Raw genomic sequence first — 16180 nt, forward strand, 5'->3', positions numbered from 1 at the left:
TCATCCGCCCTTATTTCCAGATATTCAACGGCGACATGATCCAGAATCCCACCACGACCAGCCAGACCACGCACACCGGAATGAACACCTTCCAGCCGAGACGCATGATCTGGTCGTAGCGGTAGCGGGGAAACGTGGCGCGCGCCCAGATGAATACCGACAGCAGCAGAAACACCTTCAGCACGAGCCACACCACGCCCGGCACGAACGACAGGAAGCCGAACGGGGCGCTCCAGCCGCCGAGGAAGAGCGTGGCCGCGAGCGCCGAGATCACGATCATGTTGATGTACTCGGCGAGGAAGAACAGCGCGAACGCCATGCCCGAGTAATCGATCATGTGACCGGCGACGATTTCCGACTCCCCTTCCACCACGTCGAACGGATGGCGGTTCGTTTCCGCGAGGCCCGATACGAAGTAGACGATGAACATCGGCAGCAGCGGCAGCCAGTTCCACGACAGGAAGTTGATGCCGTGCGACGCGAAGAAGCCGCGCTCCTGCGAACCGACGATACCCGACAGGTTCAGCGTGCCGGCCGTCATCAGCACGACCACCAGCGCGAAGCCCATCGAGATTTCATACGACACCATCTGCGCGGCCGCGCGCATCGCGCCAAGGAACGAGTACTTCGAGTTCGACGCCCAGCCGGCGAGGATCACGCCGTACACGCCGATCGACGAGATCGCCATCGCATACAGCAGGCCCGCGTTGATGTCGCCGAGCACCGCGCCCGCCTGGAACGGGATCACCGCCCACACCGCGAACGCCGGCACCACGACCATGATCGGCGCGATCATGTAGATCCAGCGGCTCGCCTGGGTCGGCTGGATCACTTCCTTCAGCAGCAGCTTCAGCACGTCCGCGATCGGCTGTAGCAGGCCCGCCGGGCCGACGCGGTTCGGGCCGAGACGCACGTGCATCCAGCCGATCAGCTTGCGCTCCCACAGGATCAGATACGCAACGCACAGCAGGATCACGACCGCCACGACGAGAATGCGCACCAGCGCCCACACCGTGGGCCACGCCGCACCGAGGAGTTGAGCGCCGCCGGAGTTGATCGATTCGAACATTTACGCCTTCTCCACGAGCAGTTCACCGAACAGGCTGCCAAGCGCCGCCGCGGCAGGCGTGGCCGCCGGGACGCGGACGACGGTTTCCGCGAGATTCGCATCGCGCACGGCCGGCAACTGCACCGTGCGTTCGCCCTGGCGCACGCGTACCGCGTCGCCGTCTTTCAGGCCGAGCCTGTCGAACAGCGCGGCGGGCAACGCCGCCGCATGCGCGGCGCGCGCGGCGTTCGTCAGGTGCAATGCATGGCCGCGCCGCACGAGCGGATCGGCGTGATAGATCGGCACGTCGGCGATGCGCTCGAACGCGCCCGCGGCCGCTTTCGACGCCGTGCCGCGCTCGACCGGCGCGTCGGTGCGATTCGACAGGCGCGACGCGATGTCGCCGTCGCCCAGCGCGGCGTCACGCACCTCCTCGGCCGTATCGAATGCGAAGCCAGGCAGCCCGAGCAGCGTACCCAGCACGCGCAGCACCTTCCAGGCCGGCCGCGTTTCGCCCAACGGGCGCACGACGCCGTTAAAGCTCTGCACGGCGCCTTCCGCATTGATGAAGGTGCCGGCGGTTTCGGTGAACGGCGCGACCGGCAGCAGCACGTCCGCATAGTCGGCGCCCGTCTGGAACGGCGACAGCACGACGACCATCTCGGCCTGATGCAGCGCCGCGAGCGCCTCGGCCGGATGGGCCGTGTCGAATTCCGGCTCGACGTTCAGCAGCACATAGCCCTTGCGCGGCTGCGCGAACACTTCGCGCGCGTTCAGGCCGCCCTCGCCCGGCAGCACGCCGACGACGTGCGCGCCCACCGTGTTGGCCGCTTCCGTGAGAAAACCGAGCGTCGCGCCGGTCGCATCCGCGATCCATTGCGCGGCCGCGTGGAGGCGCGAGAAGTCCGGATGACGGACCGCCCCGTTGCCGAGCAGCACGACGCGCGCGTCGCCCTTCGCGAGCGCCGCCGCGGCCCGCCGGCCCGCGTCGGTCGGCGTGACGCTGGCGAACGCGCCCGGCCGTGCGACGCCGTTGGTCTCCGCCACCGCCGCGGCGATATCGGCCAGCGCGTCGAACCACCCGGACGGCGCGGCGACGATGCGCTGCGCCTGCGGAATCAGCGCGTCGTCGCCGGTCGCCTGCACGAGCGTGAGCTTCGTGCCGTCCTTCGCCGCCTGGCGCAGCCGCGCCGCAAAAAGCGGATGATCGCGCCGCAGATCCGAGCCGACGATCAGCGCGGCATCGAGCGACGACAGCGAGGCGATCGGCGTGCCGAGCCACGGCGCGCCTTCGGGCGCGGCCGAGAAATCGGACTGGCGCAGCCGGAAGTCGACGTTGGGCGTGCCGATTCCCTGCGCGAGCTGCTTCGCGAGGAACAGTTCCTCGAGCGTGCTGTGCGGACTCGCGAGCGTCGCCAGCGCATGCGCGCCATAGGACCCCTTGATGCCGTTCAGGCCGCGCACCACGTAATCGAGCGCGGTCTGCCAGTCGGTTTCGAGCCACTTGCCGTCCTGCTTGAGCATCGGCTTCGTGAGGCGCTCGGGACTATTCAGGCCTTCGTACGAGAAACGGTCCTTGTCCGAGATCCAGCATTCGTTGATTGCCTCGTTCTCGAACGGCAGCACGCGCATCACGCGGTTGTTCTTGATCTGCACCACCAGATTCGCGCCGACCGAATCGTGCGGGCTCACCGACTTGCGGCGCGACAGCTCCCACGTGCGGGCGCTGTAGCGGAACGGCTTGCTCGTCAGCGCGCCGACCGGACACAGGTCGATCATGTTGCCGGAAAGCTCGGAGTCGACCGTCTTGCCGACAAACGACGTAATCTCGGAGTGCTCGCCGCGGCCCAGCATGCCGAGCTCCATCACGCCGGCGATTTCCTGGCCGAAGCGCACGCAGCGCGTGCAGTGAATGCAGCGCGTCATCTCTTCCATCGAGATCAGCGGTCCGACATTCTTGTGAAACACGACGCGCTTTTCTTCGCCATAGCGCGACGCCGACTTGCCGTAGCCGACCGCCAGATCCTGCAGCTGGCACTCGCCGCCCTGATCGCAGATCGGGCAGTCGAGCGGGTGATTGATCAGCAGGAACTCCATCACGGCCTGCTGACCCTTGACGGCCTTCTCCGATTGCGTGCGCACGATCATGCCGGAGGACACCGGCGTCGCGCAGGCGGGCACGGCCTTCGGCATCTTTTCGACATCGACGAGACACATCCGGCAGTTGGCCGCGATCGACAGCTTCTTGTGGTAGCAGAAGTGCGGGATATACGTGTCGACCTTGTGCGCAGCCTGGATCACCATGCTGCCTTCGGGCACTTCGACTTTCTTGCCGTCTATTTCAAGTTCAACCATGATGGTCAATCTTCCTTAACCTGTTACCGCTCAATCGTTCATCCGTTCGCCGCCTCATTGCCACCGGCGCTGGGGCGATGAATCCCGCGGTTGACGTTGCAGGCGGCGCGCGCTAGGCCGCCACCGTTTCCGACGCCGTCGCTGCGCCGGCGTGGCCGCCCACGAGGCAGCGCTTGTTGGCGACGTGATATTCGAATTCGTCCCAGTAATGCTTGAGCATCCCGCGCACCGGCATCGCCGCGGCGTCGCCGAGCGCGCAGATCGTGCGGCCCATGATGTTTTCCGCCACCGAGTTCAGCAGGTCGAGGTCTTCCTTGCGCCCTTCGCCATGCTCGATCCGGTTGACCACCCGGTACAGCCAGCCGGTGCCTTCGCGGCAGGGCGTGCACTGGCCGCACGATTCCTCGTGATAGAAGTACGACAGGCGCAGCAGCGAGCGCACCATGCAGCGCGTCTCGTCCATCACGATCACCGCGCCGGAGCCGAGCATCGAGCCCGCCTTCGCGATCGAGTCGTAGTCCATGTCGATCTGCATCATCATGTCGCCCGGAATCACCGGCGCCGACGAACCGCCCGGGATCACCGCCTTCAGCTTCTTGCCGCCGCGCATGCCGCCGGCCAGTTCGAGCAGCTTCGCGAACGGCGTGCCGAGCGGCACTTCGTAGTTGCCCGGCAATTCGACGTCGCCCGACACCGAGAAAATCTTCGTGCCGCCGTTGTTCGGCTTGCCCATCTCCAGATAGGTCTGCGGGCCGACCGCGAGCAGGAACGGCACGGCCGAGAAGGTCTCGGTGTTATTGATCGTGGTCGGCTTGCCGTACACGCCGAAGCTCGCCGGGAACGGCGGCTTGAAGCGCGGCTGGCCCTTCTTGCCTTCGAGCGATTCGAGCAGCGCGGTTTCCTCGCCGCAGATGTACGCGCCATAGCCGTGGTGCGCATGCAGCTGGAACGAAAAGCCCGAGCCGAGAATGTTCTCGCCGAGATAACCCGCGCGGCGGGCCTCTTCGAGCGCTTCCTCGAAGCGCCGGTACACTTCCCAGATTTCGCCGTGGATGTAGTTGTAGCCGACGGTGATGCCCATCGCGTACCCGCCGATCGCCATGCCTTCGATCAGCGCGTGCGGATTCCAGCGCAGGATGTCGCGGTCCTTGAAGGTGCCCGGCTCGCCTTCGTCCGAATTGCAGACGAGATATTTCTGCCCCGGAAACTGGCGCGGCATGAAGCTCCACTTCAGGCCCGTCGGAAAACCCGCGCCGCCGCGGCCGCGCAGGCCGGACGCCTTGACGTCCGCGATCACCTGCTCCGGCGTGATCTTCTCTTCGAGAATCCGGCGCAGCTGCTGATAGCCGCCGCGCGCGACGTAGTCTTCGAGGTGCCAGTTTTCGCCGTTCAGGCCGGCGAAGATCAGCGGTTTGATGTGGCGATCGTGTAACGCTGTCATTTCGAAAGCTCCTCGAGCAGCTGGTCGATCTTCGCACGGCTCATGAAGCTGCACATGCGGTGATTGTTCACCAGCAGCACCGGCGCATCGCCGCACGAACCCATGCATTCGCCTTCTTTCAGCGTGAACTTGCCGTCCGGCGTGGTCTCGCCGAAATCGATACCGAGCTTCTGCCGCAGATAGTCCGCCGCGCTTTCCGAGCCGCCGTGGGGGCCGAGCTGGCACGGCAGGTTCGTGCACAGCGTGATCTTGTGCCGGCCCACCGGCGCCGTTTCGTACATCGTGTAGAAGGTCGCCACCTCCTGCACCGCGATCGCCGGCATGCCGAGATAGTCTGCGACGAACTGCATCAGCTCCGGCGACAGCCAGCCATGCTCTTCCTGAGCCACGGCCAAAGCCGCCATCACGGCGGACTGTTGCTGACCGGCGGGATACTTCGCGATCGCGCGATCGATTTCTTTCAGGCCTTCAGCTGAGATCATTTTCAGACACGACTCTTTCAATTCCTACCGAACGAAAACCTGCCGCGTACCGCACGTTGCGACAGACCCGGCGTTCCCGTGCCCGGCGCGCGCCCGCCTGGCAGACGGCACGCGCCACGGTGAGCACCGCTCTTAACGATCGATTTCGCCAAACACGATGTCCTGCGTACCGATGATCGTCACGGCGTCGGCGATCATGTGGCCGCGCGCCATCTCGTCGAGTGCGGACAGATGGGCATAGCCCGGCGCGCGAATCTTCAGGCGATACGGCTTGTTCGCACCATCCGAAACCAGATAGATGCCGAACTCGCCCTTCGGATGCTCGACGGCGGCATAGGTCTCGCCCTCGGGCACGTGAAAACCCTCGGTGAAGAGCTTGAAGTGGTGAATCAGCTCTTCCATGTTCGATTTCATGCCGATGCGCCTCGGCGGCGCAACCTTGTGATTGTCCGTCATGACCGGACCCGGATTCTTGCGCAACCAGTCAATGCACTGTTTCGCAATCCGCGTCGACTGGCGCATTTCCTCGACGCGCACGAGATAACGGTCGTAGCAGTCGCCGTTCACGCCGACCGGGATGTCGAAATCCAGCTTGTCGTACACCTCATACGGCTGCTTCTTGCGCAAGTCCCATTCGACCCCCGAGCCGCGCAGCATCGGACCGGTCATGCCGAGTTGCAGCGCCCGCTCGGGGCTCACCACGCCGATGCCGACGAGCCGCTGCTTCCAGATGCGGTTGTCGGTGAGCAGCGTTTCGTATTCGTCCACGCAATGCGGAAAGCGCGTGAAGAAGTCGTCGATGAAGTCGAGCACCGAGCCCTGGCGCGTCTCGTTGAGCTTCGTGAGCGCTTTCGCGTTGCGGATCTTCGACGCCTTGTATTGCGGCATCGCGTCCGGCAAGTCGCGATAGACGCCGCCCGGGCGATAGTAGGCCGCGTGCATGCGCGCGCCCGAGACGGCCTCGTACACGTCCATCAGGTCTTCGCGCTCGCGGAACGCGTACAGGAACACCGCCATCGCACCGACGTCGAGCGCGTGCGAGCCGATCCACATCAGGTGATTAAGCACCCGGGTGACTTCGTCGAACAGCACGCGGATGTACTGCGCGCGCAGCGGCACCTCGATGCCGAGCAGCCGCTCGATTGCGAGCACGTAACCGTGCTCGTTGACCATCATCGACACGTAGTCGAGGCGGTCCATGTAGGGCACCGACTGCAGGAACGTCTTGTTCTCGGCCAGCTTCTCGGTGGCACGGTGCAGCAGGCCGATATGCGGGTCGGCGCGCTGGATCACTTCACCGTCGAGTTCCAGCACGAGGCGCAGCACCCCGTGCGCGGCAGGGTGCTGCGGACCGAAATTGAGCGTGTAGTTCTTGATTTCTGCCATGGCGTTCCCTTAGTGTTTCAGACCGCCGTAGCGGTCCTCGCGAATCACACGCGGCGTGATCTCGCGCGGCTCGATCGTCACCGGCTGGTAGACGACGCGCTTTTCCTCCGGGTCGTAACGCATTTCGACGTAACCGGAGATCGGGAAATCCTTGCGGAACGGGTGGCCGATGAAGCCGTAGTCGGTGAGGATCCGGCGCAGATCCGGGTGCCCGTCGAACACGATGCCGAACAGGTCGAATGCCTCGCGCTCGTACCAGTTGGCGGAACTCCAGATGTCGACGACGGACGGCAGCAGCGGCAGGTCGTCGTCCGGCGCGAACACGCGCACGCGCAGACGCCAGTTGTGCGTCACCGACAGCAGGTGCAATACCGCGGCAAAACGCGGACCGTCATACGCACCGTTGCCGTAGGTCTGGTAATCGACGCCGCACAGGTCGCTCAACTGCTCGAAGCGCAGCGCCGCGTCGTCGCGCAGGGCGCGCGCCACGTCGAGATAATCGCTCGCCTTGACGACGAGCGTCAGCTCGCCGGTCGCCTCGGTGATGCTCTGCAGGCGGCCGCCAAAGGCCGCCTCGAGGTTCGCTTTCAGGGTCTCGAGTTTGCTTGCCATATTGTGGGAGGCGTGCGCCTTATTGACGGGCGATGGTGTTGGTGCGGCGAATCTTGGCCTGCAGCTGGATCACGCCGTACAGCAGCGCTTCCGCGGTCGGCGGACAGCCCGGCACGTACACGTCGACCGGCACGATCCGGTCGCAGCCGCGCACCACCGAGTACGAGTAGTGATAGTAGCCGCCGCCGTTGGCGCACGAGCCCATCGAGATCACCCAGCGCGGCTCGGCCATCTGGTCGTAGACCTTGCGCAGCGCCGGCGCCATCTTGTTGCACAGCGTGCCGGCGACGATCATCACGTCGGACTGGCGCGGGCTCGGACGAAACACCACGCCGAAGCGGTCGAGGTCATAACGGGCAGCGCCCGCATGCATCATCTCGACCGCGCAGCACGCGAGACCGAACGTCATGGGCCACAGGGAGCCCGTACGCGTCCAGTTGATCAGCTTGTCAGCGGTGGTGGTGACAAAGCCTTCCTTCAAGACCCCTTCGATACTCATTTGCTTTCCACTCCAGACGGGACGGCCAGCCGGCCTACCCTCGCAAACCGGCGGTTAATCCATCACTCCCAATCGAGACCACCCTTTTTCCAGATGTACGCGAAGCCCAGCAGGAACTCGAGCAGGAAAATTATCATCGCCATGAAGCCGGGCCAGCCGATATCACGCAGCGCCACGCCCCACGGGAACAGGAACGCGGTTTCAAGATCGAAAATGATGAAGAGGATCGCGACGAGGTAGTAACGCACATCGAACTTCATGCGCGCATCTTCGAACGCTTCGAAGCCGCACTCGTACGGTGCGTTCTTTTCGGAGTTGGGCCGACTGGGACCGAGGATCTTGCCGATGCTGACCAGTGCTACACCTAAACCAACGCCCACGAGAAGAAACAGCAAAACGGGGTAATAGGGTGCGAGGTTCAAGACTATCCTCAATCGGTTGGTTGCCGCCAGGCGACAGCGCAAACCCGGCGAGAAATCACTTCGCTATGCTTGACGCCGCAAGCTTACCGCAAACGTCGCGCCAGAAGTGAAAATGCCAGCCGAAGCGAAGCAAGCGGCTGGCATTAAGATAACATTGGTGCCGACGGCGAGACTCGAACTCGCACAGCTTTCGCCACTACCCCCTCAAGATAGCGTGTCTACCAATTTCACCACGTCGGCACTGCATACAATCCGGGAAATCACATCGTAAAACCCGCGAATCGCTTCAAGACTTGAATTGTAACTGGTTTAAGCGGTTTGTTCAACGCACAACCGCACTTTTCCAGAAAATTTATTTCGGCACGTCCTGGCCCGGTGCGGATGCCGGTGCGGCCGGCAACGCGGCGGACGCAGCGACCGACGCAGCAACAGGCGCAGACGCTCCCGAAGCCGCCGCCGGCGCGGCGCCGAATTCGCCGAGCACGCCCGCGGAAGGCTTTGCGTGATACGAGCCGAGGTAGGTCAGCGCCAGCGTCGACGCGAAAAAGATCGCGGCCAGCACCGCGGTAGAACGCGACAGAAAGTTGGCCGAGCCCGTCGCCCCGAACAGGCTGCCCGACGCCCCGCTGCCGAACGCCGCGCCCATATCTGCGCCCTTGCCATGCTGAAGCAGCACGAGACCGATAATCCCAAGCGCCGACAGCAGTTGCACGACGATAATCAATGTTTTCAGATACAGCATCACACTCACCCGAGTCCCGATTTGACGCGCGCGGAGCAAACCGCCCCGCGCACAAAGTTCTTACCGCCCCGACGATCTGCTCAGTGGGCGGCGCACACCGCGCCGGCCGCCTCGCAGATCGCGAGGAAATCCCCGCTCTTCAATGACGCGCCGCCGATCAGGCCGCCATCGATATCCGGCTGGCGGAACAATTCTTCCGCATTCTCCGGCTTCACGCTGCCACCGTACAGCAACGGCACGCGCGCGGCGCCTGCGTCTTTCGCCGCGACGCGCGCACGCAGAAAGGCGTGCACGTCCTGCGCCTGCTGCGCACTGGCGCTGCGGCCGGTGCCGATTGCCCAGACGGGCTCGTACGCGACCACGATACGCGCCGCATCCTGCGCCGACAGCTTCGCGAGCACGGCCTCCAGCTGTTCGCCGACCACCTGTTCGGTGCGGCCCGCCTCGCGTTCGTCGAGCGTTTCGCCGACGCAGACGATCGGCGTCAAGCCCGCTTCGAGCGCGCGCTGCGTTTTGATCCCGACGCACTCCGCGCTCTCGCGATGGTAAGCGCGACGCTCCGAGTGCCCGACGATCGCGAACGATGCACCGAACTCCGCAGCCATCTCCGCGGCGACCTCGCCCGTATAGGCGCCCTGCCGATGCGCGGACACATCCTGCGCGCCCCAGCCGAGCCGCCCCCCTGCGAGCAGCGTCTGCGCCTGCGCGAGATAGGGAAACGGCACGCACACCGCGGCCCGTACCGCTTGCGGCAACCCCGCGACGCCTTGCGCCACCTCGCCGAGCAACGTCGCGTTGTGCGCGAGCTGCCCATGCATCTTCCAGTTACCGACTACCAGTTTTGCTCGTTGATTGCCCATCGTCTCGTCGTGTTGTCGCGGCCGCCCGCGTTGCGCGCCCGCGGGGTCGAGCCCCCTGCCGGGCGGCGGCCATCCGGGAAACACCCGAACCGGCGCAGCGCACGCAAAACGTCGCATTTTACTTTGCGCTGGCGGACCCGGTCAAACCAGCGCGCTCAGGCCCCGGGCCGCCAGTCGAGCACGATCTTGCCGACGTGCTCGCTGCTTTCCATCAGCGCGTGCGCGTCAGCCGCCTGAGCCGCCGCGAACACCTTGTAGATGACCGGCTTGATGCGCCCTTCCTCGAGCAGCGGCCAGACCTTGTCTTTCAGTTGCGCCGCGATCTTCGCCTTGAATTCGACGGAGCGCGGGCGCAGCGTCGAGCCCGTCAGGGTCAGGCGCCGCCGCAGGATTTCGTGCATGTTGACCTCGACCTTCGCACCGCCGAGCGTCGCGATCAGCACGAGCCGGCCGCCGTCGGTCAGCGCCGCGAGTTCGCGCGGCACATAGCTGCCGGCGACCATGTCGAGAATCACGTCGACGCCGCGATCGTGTGTGAGCGACTTGATGACCTCGACGAAATCCTCAGTCTTGTAGTTGATCGCGCGCTCCGCGCCCAACTGTTCGCAAGCGCGGCACTTGTCGTCCGAACCGGCCGTCGCGAAGACGCGAAAACCGAGTGCATGCGCGATCTGGATCGCGGTCACGCCAATGCCGCTCGAGCCGCCCTGCACCAGCAGCGTTTCATTGACGCCACCCTCGCCCGCGCCAAGATACGCGCGCTCGAACACGTTGCTCCAGACCGTGAAGAAGGTTTCGGGCAGCGATGCCGCCTCGACATCCGTCAGCCCTTTCGGCACCGGCAGACATTGCGCGAGCGGGACGGCCACATACTCCGCATAGCCGCCGCCCGCGAGCAGCGCGCACACACGGTCGCCCGTCTTCAGGCCGAACGGATTGTGGCGCTCGTCGAGCGCGCCTTCGACGATTTCGCCGGCCACCTCGAGTCCGGGCAGGTCCGACGCACCCGGTGGCGGCGCATAGCTGCCCTTGCGCTGGAACACATCCGGCCGGTTCACGCCCGACGCGGCCACCTTGATCAGCACTTCGCCAGCCTTGGGTTGCGGCGTCGGCCGCTCGGCGAGCTTCAGGACTTCCGGCGCGCCGAACTCGGTAATCTCGATCGCATTCATCTGCGTGACCTCCAGGGTTGGGATCGCGCTGCCAGCAAGCCGCCCGGCTCGTCACCGGCTGGCGCACACTCGCAAAACAGCCTCCCCTGCATGAAAAACGGCCGGCACGCGATGCGTTGCCGGCCGTTCCCAGACTACCTCATTATTGCGGCGTCGGTTCGCTCTGCGGCGCGCCGGATGCCGCCTCGTTCAACAAGGCCTTCGCCGACAGGCGCACACGCCCCTTCTCGTCCACCTGGATCACCTTGACCTTCACGTGCTGGCCGTCCTTCAGGTAATCGTTGATGTCCTTGATACGCTCGTTGGCGATTTCGGAGATATGCAGCAAGCCGTCCTTGCCCGGCAGCAGGTTCACGATCGCGCCGAAATCGAGCAGCTTCAGCACCGTGCCTTCGTAGATCTGGCCGACTTCGACCTCGGCGGTGATCGCCTCGATGCGGCGCTTCGCTTCGGCCATGCCCTCGGAGCTCGTGCTCGCGATCGTGACGACGCCGTCATCGGAGATGTCGATCGTCGTGCCGGTTTCCTCGGTCAGCGCGCGGATCACCGAGCCGCCCTTGCCGATCACGTCGCGGATCTTTTCCGGGTTGATCTTGACCGTGATCATGCGCGGCGCGAACTCCGACAGCTGCGTGTTCGCACCCGCCACCGCCTGGGTCATCTTGCCGAGGATATGCATGCGGCCCTCGCGCGCCTGGGCGAGCGCGACCTGCATGATTTCCTTCGTGATCCCCTGGATCTTGATGTCCATCTGCAGCGCGGTCACGCCCTGCGCGGTGCCGGCCACCTTGAAGTCCATGTCGCCGAGGTGATCTTCGTCGCCGAGGATGTCGGTGAGCACCGCGAACTTGTTGCCTTCGAGAATCAGGCCCATCGCGATGCCGGCGACGTGCGCCTTCATCGGCACGCCTGCGTCCATCAGCGCGAGGCAGCCGCCGCACACGGAGGCCATCGACGACGAACCGTTCGATTCGGTGATTTCCGACACGACGCGGATCGAGTAGCCGAACTCGTCGGCGCTCGGCAGGCACGCGACGAGCGCGCGCTTCGCGAGGCGGCCGTGGCCGATCTCGCGGCGCTTCGGCGAGCCGACGCGGCCGGTCTCGCCGGTCGCGAACGGAGGCATGTTGTAGTGAAGCATGAAGCGCTCGCGGTATTCGCCTTCGAGCGCATCGATGCTCTGCTCGTCGCCCTTCGTGCCGAGCGTCGCCACCACCAGCGCCTGCGTCTCGCCGCGCGTGAAGAGCGCCGAGCCGTGCGTGCGCGGCAGCACGCCGGTGCGGATCTCGATCGGGCGCACGGTGCGCGTGTCGCGGCCGTCGATGCGCGGCTCGCCGTTCAGGATCTGGCTGCGCACGATCTTCGCTTCGAGATCGAACAGCACGTTGCCGACCGTCGCCTTGTCCGCCGCCGGCGCGCCAGTCGCGGCCGCGTCCTCTTCGAGCTTCGCGGCGGTCGCTGCGTACACTTCCTTCAGCTTCGTCGAACGAGCCTGCTTGTCGCGAATCTGGTAGGCGGCGAGCAGTTCGGCCTGGGCAAAACCGCTCACGCGTGCAATCAGCGCCTCGTCCTTCGGCGCCGGCTGCCAGTCCCACTCCGGCTTGCCGCCGTCGCGCACCAGTTCGTGGATCGCGTCGATCGCCGTCTGCATCTGCTCGTGGCCGAACACGACCGCGCCGAGCATCACCTCTTCGCTCAGCTGCTGCGCCTCGGACTCGACCATCAGCACGGCGCGCTCGGTGCCGGCGACCACGAGGTCGAGCGCCGATTCCTTCATCTGCGCGCGGGTCGGATTCAGCACGTAGGCGTTATCGATGTACGCGACGCGCGCAGCGCCGACCGGGCCGTTGAACGGCAGGCCGGACACGGCGAGCGCAGCCGATGCGCCGATCAGCGCCGGGATGTCGGCCGGGATGTCCGGATTCAGCGACAGCACGTGCACGACGACCTGCACTTCGTTGTAGAAGCCTTCCGGGAACAGCGGGCGCAGCGGGCGGTCGATCAGGCGCGAGATCAGCGTCTCGCCTTCCGACGGCCGGCCTTCGCGGCGGAAGAAGCCGCCGGGGATCTTGCCCGCGGCATAGGTCTTCTCGATGTAGTCGACGGTCAGCGGAAAGAAGTCCTGGCCCGGCTTGGCGGTCTTCGCGCCGACGACGGTTGCGAGCACCACGGTGTCCTCGACGTCGACGATCACCGCGCCGCCTGCCTGACGCGCAATTTCGCCCGTCTCGAGACGAACGTTGTGCTGCCCCCACTTAAATTCTTTGACGATCTTGTTGAACATGGACATTGTCATTCCTTCACTCTTCGTTATGCCGCGCGGACCGGAACCGGCGCGGCCAGGCCAAGGCCGGCGCTACACGGGAAGAGGAGTGTTATGCCATTCCAGAGAATCGCGCCCACGCGCGAACCGCTGGAATGACACAAAGCTCTGCCCTGGAGCCCGACCGCATTTCGCCCTGCCCGCCGCACCCGCCTGGCGGCCGCTACGGGCTGATGCGCCTCGACGGAAGCACACCGTTAAAAAGCAAAATGCCTGCATCAGTGAACTGACACAGGCATCTTGCCAGGAGCGCATCGAACTGCGCGCCCGCTTACTTGCGCAGGCCCAGCTTTTCGATCAGCGCACGGTAACGATCTGCGTCCTTACCCTTCAGGTAGTCGAGCAGCTTGCGACGACGGCTCACCATGCGCAGCAGACCGCGGCGGCTATGATGGTCCTTCGCGTGCGACTTGAAGTGGACGGTCAGTTCGTTGATGCGGGTCGTGAGCAGTGCGACCTGCACTTCGGGAGAACCCGTGTCGTTGGCTGCGCGGGCGAATTGCGCGACGACGTCGGATTTCTTGCTTGCTTCAACTGCGGACATATTGTTTTCCTTGAAAACGGAACAGGCGGTCACGGAAGAATGGCCGTGCCGTGGAGGTACGACAAGCCGCGTATTGTAGCACAGGCCGGCGCGAGCGCGCACCTGCGCCGTGTGGGGCGGGCGTGGAACCGGTGCGCCGGCGCACAACCTTGTTCAAGGCCGCTTCATCACGCACGTCTCCGGCAGCACGGTCTGCTGCGGCGGTAGCGCGAGCACCGTGCGAAAGCCATAGCCGGAGCCTTCGTTGTCGAAGCGCACGCCCGGTGTGCCGGCCTTGTCCATCTCCATCACGTAAAGGGGCTGGATCAGCTGGTGGTCGTCGGCGCGCATCCACGACGGATGAAAGCTGTTGTCGAACCGCATCCCCTCGAGCGCGTGCGCGACCGCGGTCGGATCGGCGCTGGCCGCGCGGTCCATCGCGGCGGCGAGCATCTCGATCATGACCTCCATGCGCAGGACCGGGTAGTCGTCGCGCGCGGCCGGGAAACGCTTGCGGAACGCCTCGTACCACGCATCGGAGGCCGGGCCGCCGGCGTTCGGGTGCCAGTCGGCCACCGCCAGCACGCGCTTCACGCCGGCGTCGCCCAGCGCTGCCGGCGCGCCGAGGCTGTTGCCGTAGAACGTGTAGAACTTCACGTTCAGCCCCTGTTCGCGCGCCGCCTTCACGAGCAGCGTCAGATCGTTGCCCCAGTTGCCGGTGATCACCGTATCGGCACCGCTCGCGCGGATCTTCTCGATGTAGGGCGCGAAGTCCTTCACGCGGCCGATCGGATGGAACGTGTCGCCGACGATCGCGATATCCGGCCGCTTCTCCGCCAGCGCCGCGCGCGCGAGGCGGCTGACATCTTGCCCGAAGCTGTAATCCTGGTTCAGCAGGTAGACCTTTTTGACCGACGGATCATGCGCGATCACGTCCGCGAGCGCGTTCATCCGCATACCCGCGTGAGCGTCGAAGCGGAACTGCCAGAAACTGCAGTCCGCGTTGGTGAGCGCCGGGTCGTCGGCCGAGTAGTTCAGGAACAGCACGCGTCGATCCGGCTCGCGGCTGTTCTGCCGGTTGATCGCACCGATCAGCGCGGCCGCGATCGCGGAGCTGTTGCCCTGCATCACGAAGCCGATATGGCGGTCGAGCGCCGCGCGCAACTGCACGAGCGCCTGTTCGGTACTGCCCTTGCTGTCGAGCACGACGAGTTCGAGCGGGTGGGTACCGTCGGCGAGCTTCACGCCGCCGCGCGCGTTGACCAGCTCGATGCCGAAGCGCAGATTGCGCTCGACCGCCGCGCCGGCATCCGCGAACGGCCCCGACATCCCTTCGATCAGCGCCAGCTGGACCGGCGCACCCGGCGCCGGCGCGCCCGCATGCGTGTCCGGCTGCGCGCCCCGCGCCCCTTGCAGCGCCGCGGCGAACGTTGCCGCGACCACTACCGCCGCGCGCGCCGCCGCCGCGACGCGTCTCCACTTCGCCGCCATGCGCAGCTCCTCCGAATCGTTCGAACGGCGGATCATAGGGCCCCGGAGCCGCGACACGCAAGTGCCGGCCGCCATGCCGTTGCGCCGGCGCCGCGCAAGCGGCGCAGGCTGCGCAAGCGGCGCCCGGCACGCGCCTGCGCCGTCGCATGCGATTTTCCGCCCCCTCGTGTCAAAATGGCGGACATATCGATGACGGGAACGTCATCAGAGCGCCATCGGAGGAGTCCATGCCTACCCGTCTTTCATCCGCGTTCGCGCCGCCCGCGTGGCGGCGACTGCGGCGCGCCGCGCTCGCGTGCTGCGGCGCGCTGCTGCTTGCCGGCTGCGCGCAGCCGTGGCAACAGTTCCAGCAGGGCGAGGCCGAATCGACGATCGTCGCGCGACTCGGTCCGCCCGCGGAGATCTACGATCTGCCCAATGGCGGCCGGCGCCTGATGTGGCCCACCCAGCCCATGGGCGAAACCACCACCGCGGCCGACATCGATGCAAACGGCCGGATCGTCCGCGTGCGGCAAGTGTTGCAGACGAACGAGTTCTACAAGGCCGAGATCGGCACCTGGACGAAGAGCGACGTGCTGGTGAATTTCGGCCGCCCGGAGGAAACCGCGTACTTCCCGCTGATGAAGCGCGAAGTGTGGACCTACCGCTACCTCGAAGACAACGTCTGGTACATGCTGTACAGCTTCTACTTCGACAGCAACGGCATCCTGCGGCTCACGCAGAAGACCCCCGACCCGCTGCACGACCCCGACCGCCGCGAACTGTTCTAGGCGTGGCCGGATGAAACAAAGCCCTCGCCGCTTGCGCGGCGAGGGCTTTTTTAT

At 65.5% G+C, this 16180-nt stretch carries 15 protein-coding genes and 1 tRNA gene; 1 reads left to right on the plus strand and 15 read right to left on the minus strand.

Annotated elements, in window-relative coordinates; all coding sequences use genetic code 11:
* Window positions 1-10: 10 nt before the first annotated feature.
* From nuoH to AC3AP7_RS10980, 15 genes are all read right to left on the minus strand, one after another.
* Window positions 11-1069, minus strand: a complete 1059-nt coding sequence (nuoH, locus tag AC3AP7_RS10910) for an NADH-quinone oxidoreductase subunit NuoH (RefSeq protein WP_475763150.1) — start codon at window positions 1067-1069, stop codon at window positions 11-13.
* The gene (gene nuoG / locus AC3AP7_RS10915; RefSeq protein WP_475763148.1) at window positions 1070-3403 is read right to left on the minus strand and encodes an NADH-quinone oxidoreductase subunit NuoG; all 2334 of its coding nucleotides are present in this window, start codon (window positions 3401-3403) and stop codon (window positions 1070-1072) included.
* Between the two features lie 112 nt (window positions 3404-3515).
* Window positions 3516-4844: an NADH-quinone oxidoreductase subunit NuoF gene (gene nuoF / locus AC3AP7_RS10920; RefSeq protein WP_475763146.1), complete on the minus strand. Its 1329-nt coding sequence runs from the start codon at window positions 4842-4844 to the stop codon at window positions 3516-3518.
* Entirely contained in the window at window positions 4841-5326 is a 486-nt protein-coding gene (gene nuoE / locus AC3AP7_RS10925; RefSeq protein WP_475763144.1) for an NADH-quinone oxidoreductase subunit NuoE, read from the minus strand. Before nuoE ends, nuoF begins: the two co-directional genes overlap by 4 nt.
* A gap of 132 nt (window positions 5327-5458) precedes the next feature.
* Window positions 5459-6712, minus strand: a complete 1254-nt coding sequence (locus AC3AP7_RS10930) for an NADH-quinone oxidoreductase subunit D (RefSeq protein WP_475763142.1) — start codon at window positions 6710-6712, stop codon at window positions 5459-5461.
* A gap of 9 nt (window positions 6713-6721) precedes the next feature.
* Window positions 6722-7324 (minus strand): NADH-quinone oxidoreductase subunit C, encoded by a 603-nt coding sequence (locus AC3AP7_RS10935; RefSeq protein ID WP_475763140.1) that lies wholly within the window; start codon window positions 7322-7324, stop codon window positions 6722-6724.
* A 19-nt stretch (window positions 7325-7343) separates the two neighbouring features.
* Window positions 7344-7823, minus strand: coding sequence for a NuoB/complex I 20 kDa subunit family protein (locus AC3AP7_RS10940; RefSeq protein ID WP_475763138.1), 480 nt, complete (start codon window positions 7821-7823; stop codon window positions 7344-7346).
* A 62-nt stretch (window positions 7824-7885) separates the two neighbouring features.
* Window positions 7886-8245 (minus strand): NADH-quinone oxidoreductase subunit A, encoded by a 360-nt coding sequence (locus tag AC3AP7_RS10945; protein ID WP_475763136.1) that lies wholly within the window; start codon window positions 8243-8245, stop codon window positions 7886-7888.
* Between the two features lie 155 nt (window positions 8246-8400).
* Window positions 8401-8485 (minus strand) — tRNA-Leu (locus tag AC3AP7_RS10950).
* Window positions 8486-8597: 112 nt separating this feature from the next.
* Window positions 8598-8987 (minus strand): preprotein translocase subunit SecG, encoded by a 390-nt coding sequence (secG, locus tag AC3AP7_RS10955; RefSeq protein ID WP_475763134.1) that lies wholly within the window; start codon window positions 8985-8987, stop codon window positions 8598-8600.
* Between the two features lie 80 nt (window positions 8988-9067).
* A complete protein-coding gene (gene tpiA, locus AC3AP7_RS10960; RefSeq protein ID WP_475763132.1) occupies window positions 9068-9847 on the minus strand; it encodes a triose-phosphate isomerase in 780 nt (259 codons plus the stop codon).
* Window positions 9848-10002: 155 nt separating this feature from the next.
* Window positions 10003-11019 carry an NAD(P)H-quinone oxidoreductase gene (locus AC3AP7_RS10965; RefSeq protein ID WP_475763130.1) on the minus strand — a complete coding sequence of 339 codons (1017 nt, stop codon included), beginning with the start codon at window positions 11017-11019 and terminating at the stop codon, window positions 10003-10005.
* Window positions 11020-11161: 142 nt separating this feature from the next.
* Entirely contained in the window at window positions 11162-13309 is a 2148-nt protein-coding gene (pnp, locus tag AC3AP7_RS10970) for a polyribonucleotide nucleotidyltransferase (RefSeq protein ID WP_475763128.1), read from the minus strand.
* A gap of 304 nt (window positions 13310-13613) precedes the next feature.
* Window positions 13614-13886: a 30S ribosomal protein S15 gene (rpsO, locus tag AC3AP7_RS10975; RefSeq protein ID WP_475763126.1), complete on the minus strand. Its 273-nt coding sequence runs from the start codon at window positions 13884-13886 to the stop codon at window positions 13614-13616.
* Between the two features lie 153 nt (window positions 13887-14039).
* Window positions 14040-15356, minus strand: a complete 1317-nt coding sequence (locus tag AC3AP7_RS10980; protein ID WP_475767983.1) for a branched-chain amino acid ABC transporter substrate-binding protein — start codon at window positions 15354-15356, stop codon at window positions 14040-14042.
* A gap of 227 nt (window positions 15357-15583) precedes the next feature.
* Between AC3AP7_RS10980 and AC3AP7_RS10985 the strand changes: the two genes are divergently transcribed.
* Window positions 15584-16126 (plus strand): hypothetical protein, encoded by a 543-nt coding sequence (locus tag AC3AP7_RS10985; protein ID WP_475763124.1) that lies wholly within the window; start codon window positions 15584-15586, stop codon window positions 16124-16126.
* Window positions 16127-16180: the final 54 nt, after the last annotated feature.

The sequence above is a fragment of the Paraburkholderia sp. PAMB 6770 genome, assembly GCF_057748135.1.

Excerpts from the sequence above, each read along its gene's own strand:
- nuoH (WP_475763150.1), bottom strand. The coding sequence starts at position 1,069 with ATGTTCGAATCGATCAACTCCGGCGGCGCTCAACTCCTCGGTGCGGCG.
- nuoG (WP_475763148.1), bottom strand. The coding sequence starts at position 3,403 with ATGGTTGAACTTGAAATAGACGGCAAGAAAGTCGAAGTGCCCGAAGGC.
- nuoF (WP_475763146.1), bottom strand. The coding sequence starts at position 4,844 with ATGACAGCGTTACACGATCGCCACATCAAACCGCTGATCTTCGCCGGC.
- nuoE (WP_475763144.1), bottom strand. The coding sequence starts at position 5,326 with ATGATCTCAGCTGAAGGCCTGAAAGAAATCGATCGCGCGATCGCGAAG.
- AC3AP7_RS10930 (WP_475763142.1), bottom strand. The coding sequence starts at position 6,712 with ATGGCAGAAATCAAGAACTACACGCTCAATTTCGGTCCGCAGCACCCT.
- AC3AP7_RS10935 (WP_475763140.1), bottom strand. The coding sequence starts at position 7,324 with ATGGCAAGCAAACTCGAGACCCTGAAAGCGAACCTCGAGGCGGCCTTT.
- AC3AP7_RS10940 (WP_475763138.1), bottom strand. The coding sequence starts at position 7,823 with ATGAGTATCGAAGGGGTCTTGAAGGAAGGCTTTGTCACCACCACCGCT.
- secG (WP_475763134.1), bottom strand. The coding sequence starts at position 8,987 with ATGCTGTATCTGAAAACATTGATTATCGTCGTGCAACTGCTGTCGGCG.
- tpiA (WP_475763132.1), bottom strand. The coding sequence starts at position 9,847 with ATGGGCAATCAACGAGCAAAACTGGTAGTCGGTAACTGGAAGATGCAT.
- AC3AP7_RS10965 (WP_475763130.1), bottom strand. The coding sequence starts at position 11,019 with ATGAATGCGATCGAGATTACCGAGTTCGGCGCGCCGGAAGTCCTGAAG.
- pnp (WP_475763128.1), bottom strand. The coding sequence starts at position 13,309 with ATGTCCATGTTCAACAAGATCGTCAAAGAATTTAAGTGGGGGCAGCAC.
- rpsO (WP_475763126.1), bottom strand. The coding sequence starts at position 13,886 with ATGTCCGCAGTTGAAGCAAGCAAGAAATCCGACGTCGTCGCGCAATTC.
- AC3AP7_RS10980 (WP_475767983.1), bottom strand. The coding sequence starts at position 15,356 with ATGGCGGCGAAGTGGAGACGCGTCGCGGCGGCGGCGCGCGCGGCGGTA.
- AC3AP7_RS10985 (WP_475763124.1), top strand. The coding sequence starts at position 15,584 with ATGCCTACCCGTCTTTCATCCGCGTTCGCGCCGCCCGCGTGGCGGCGA.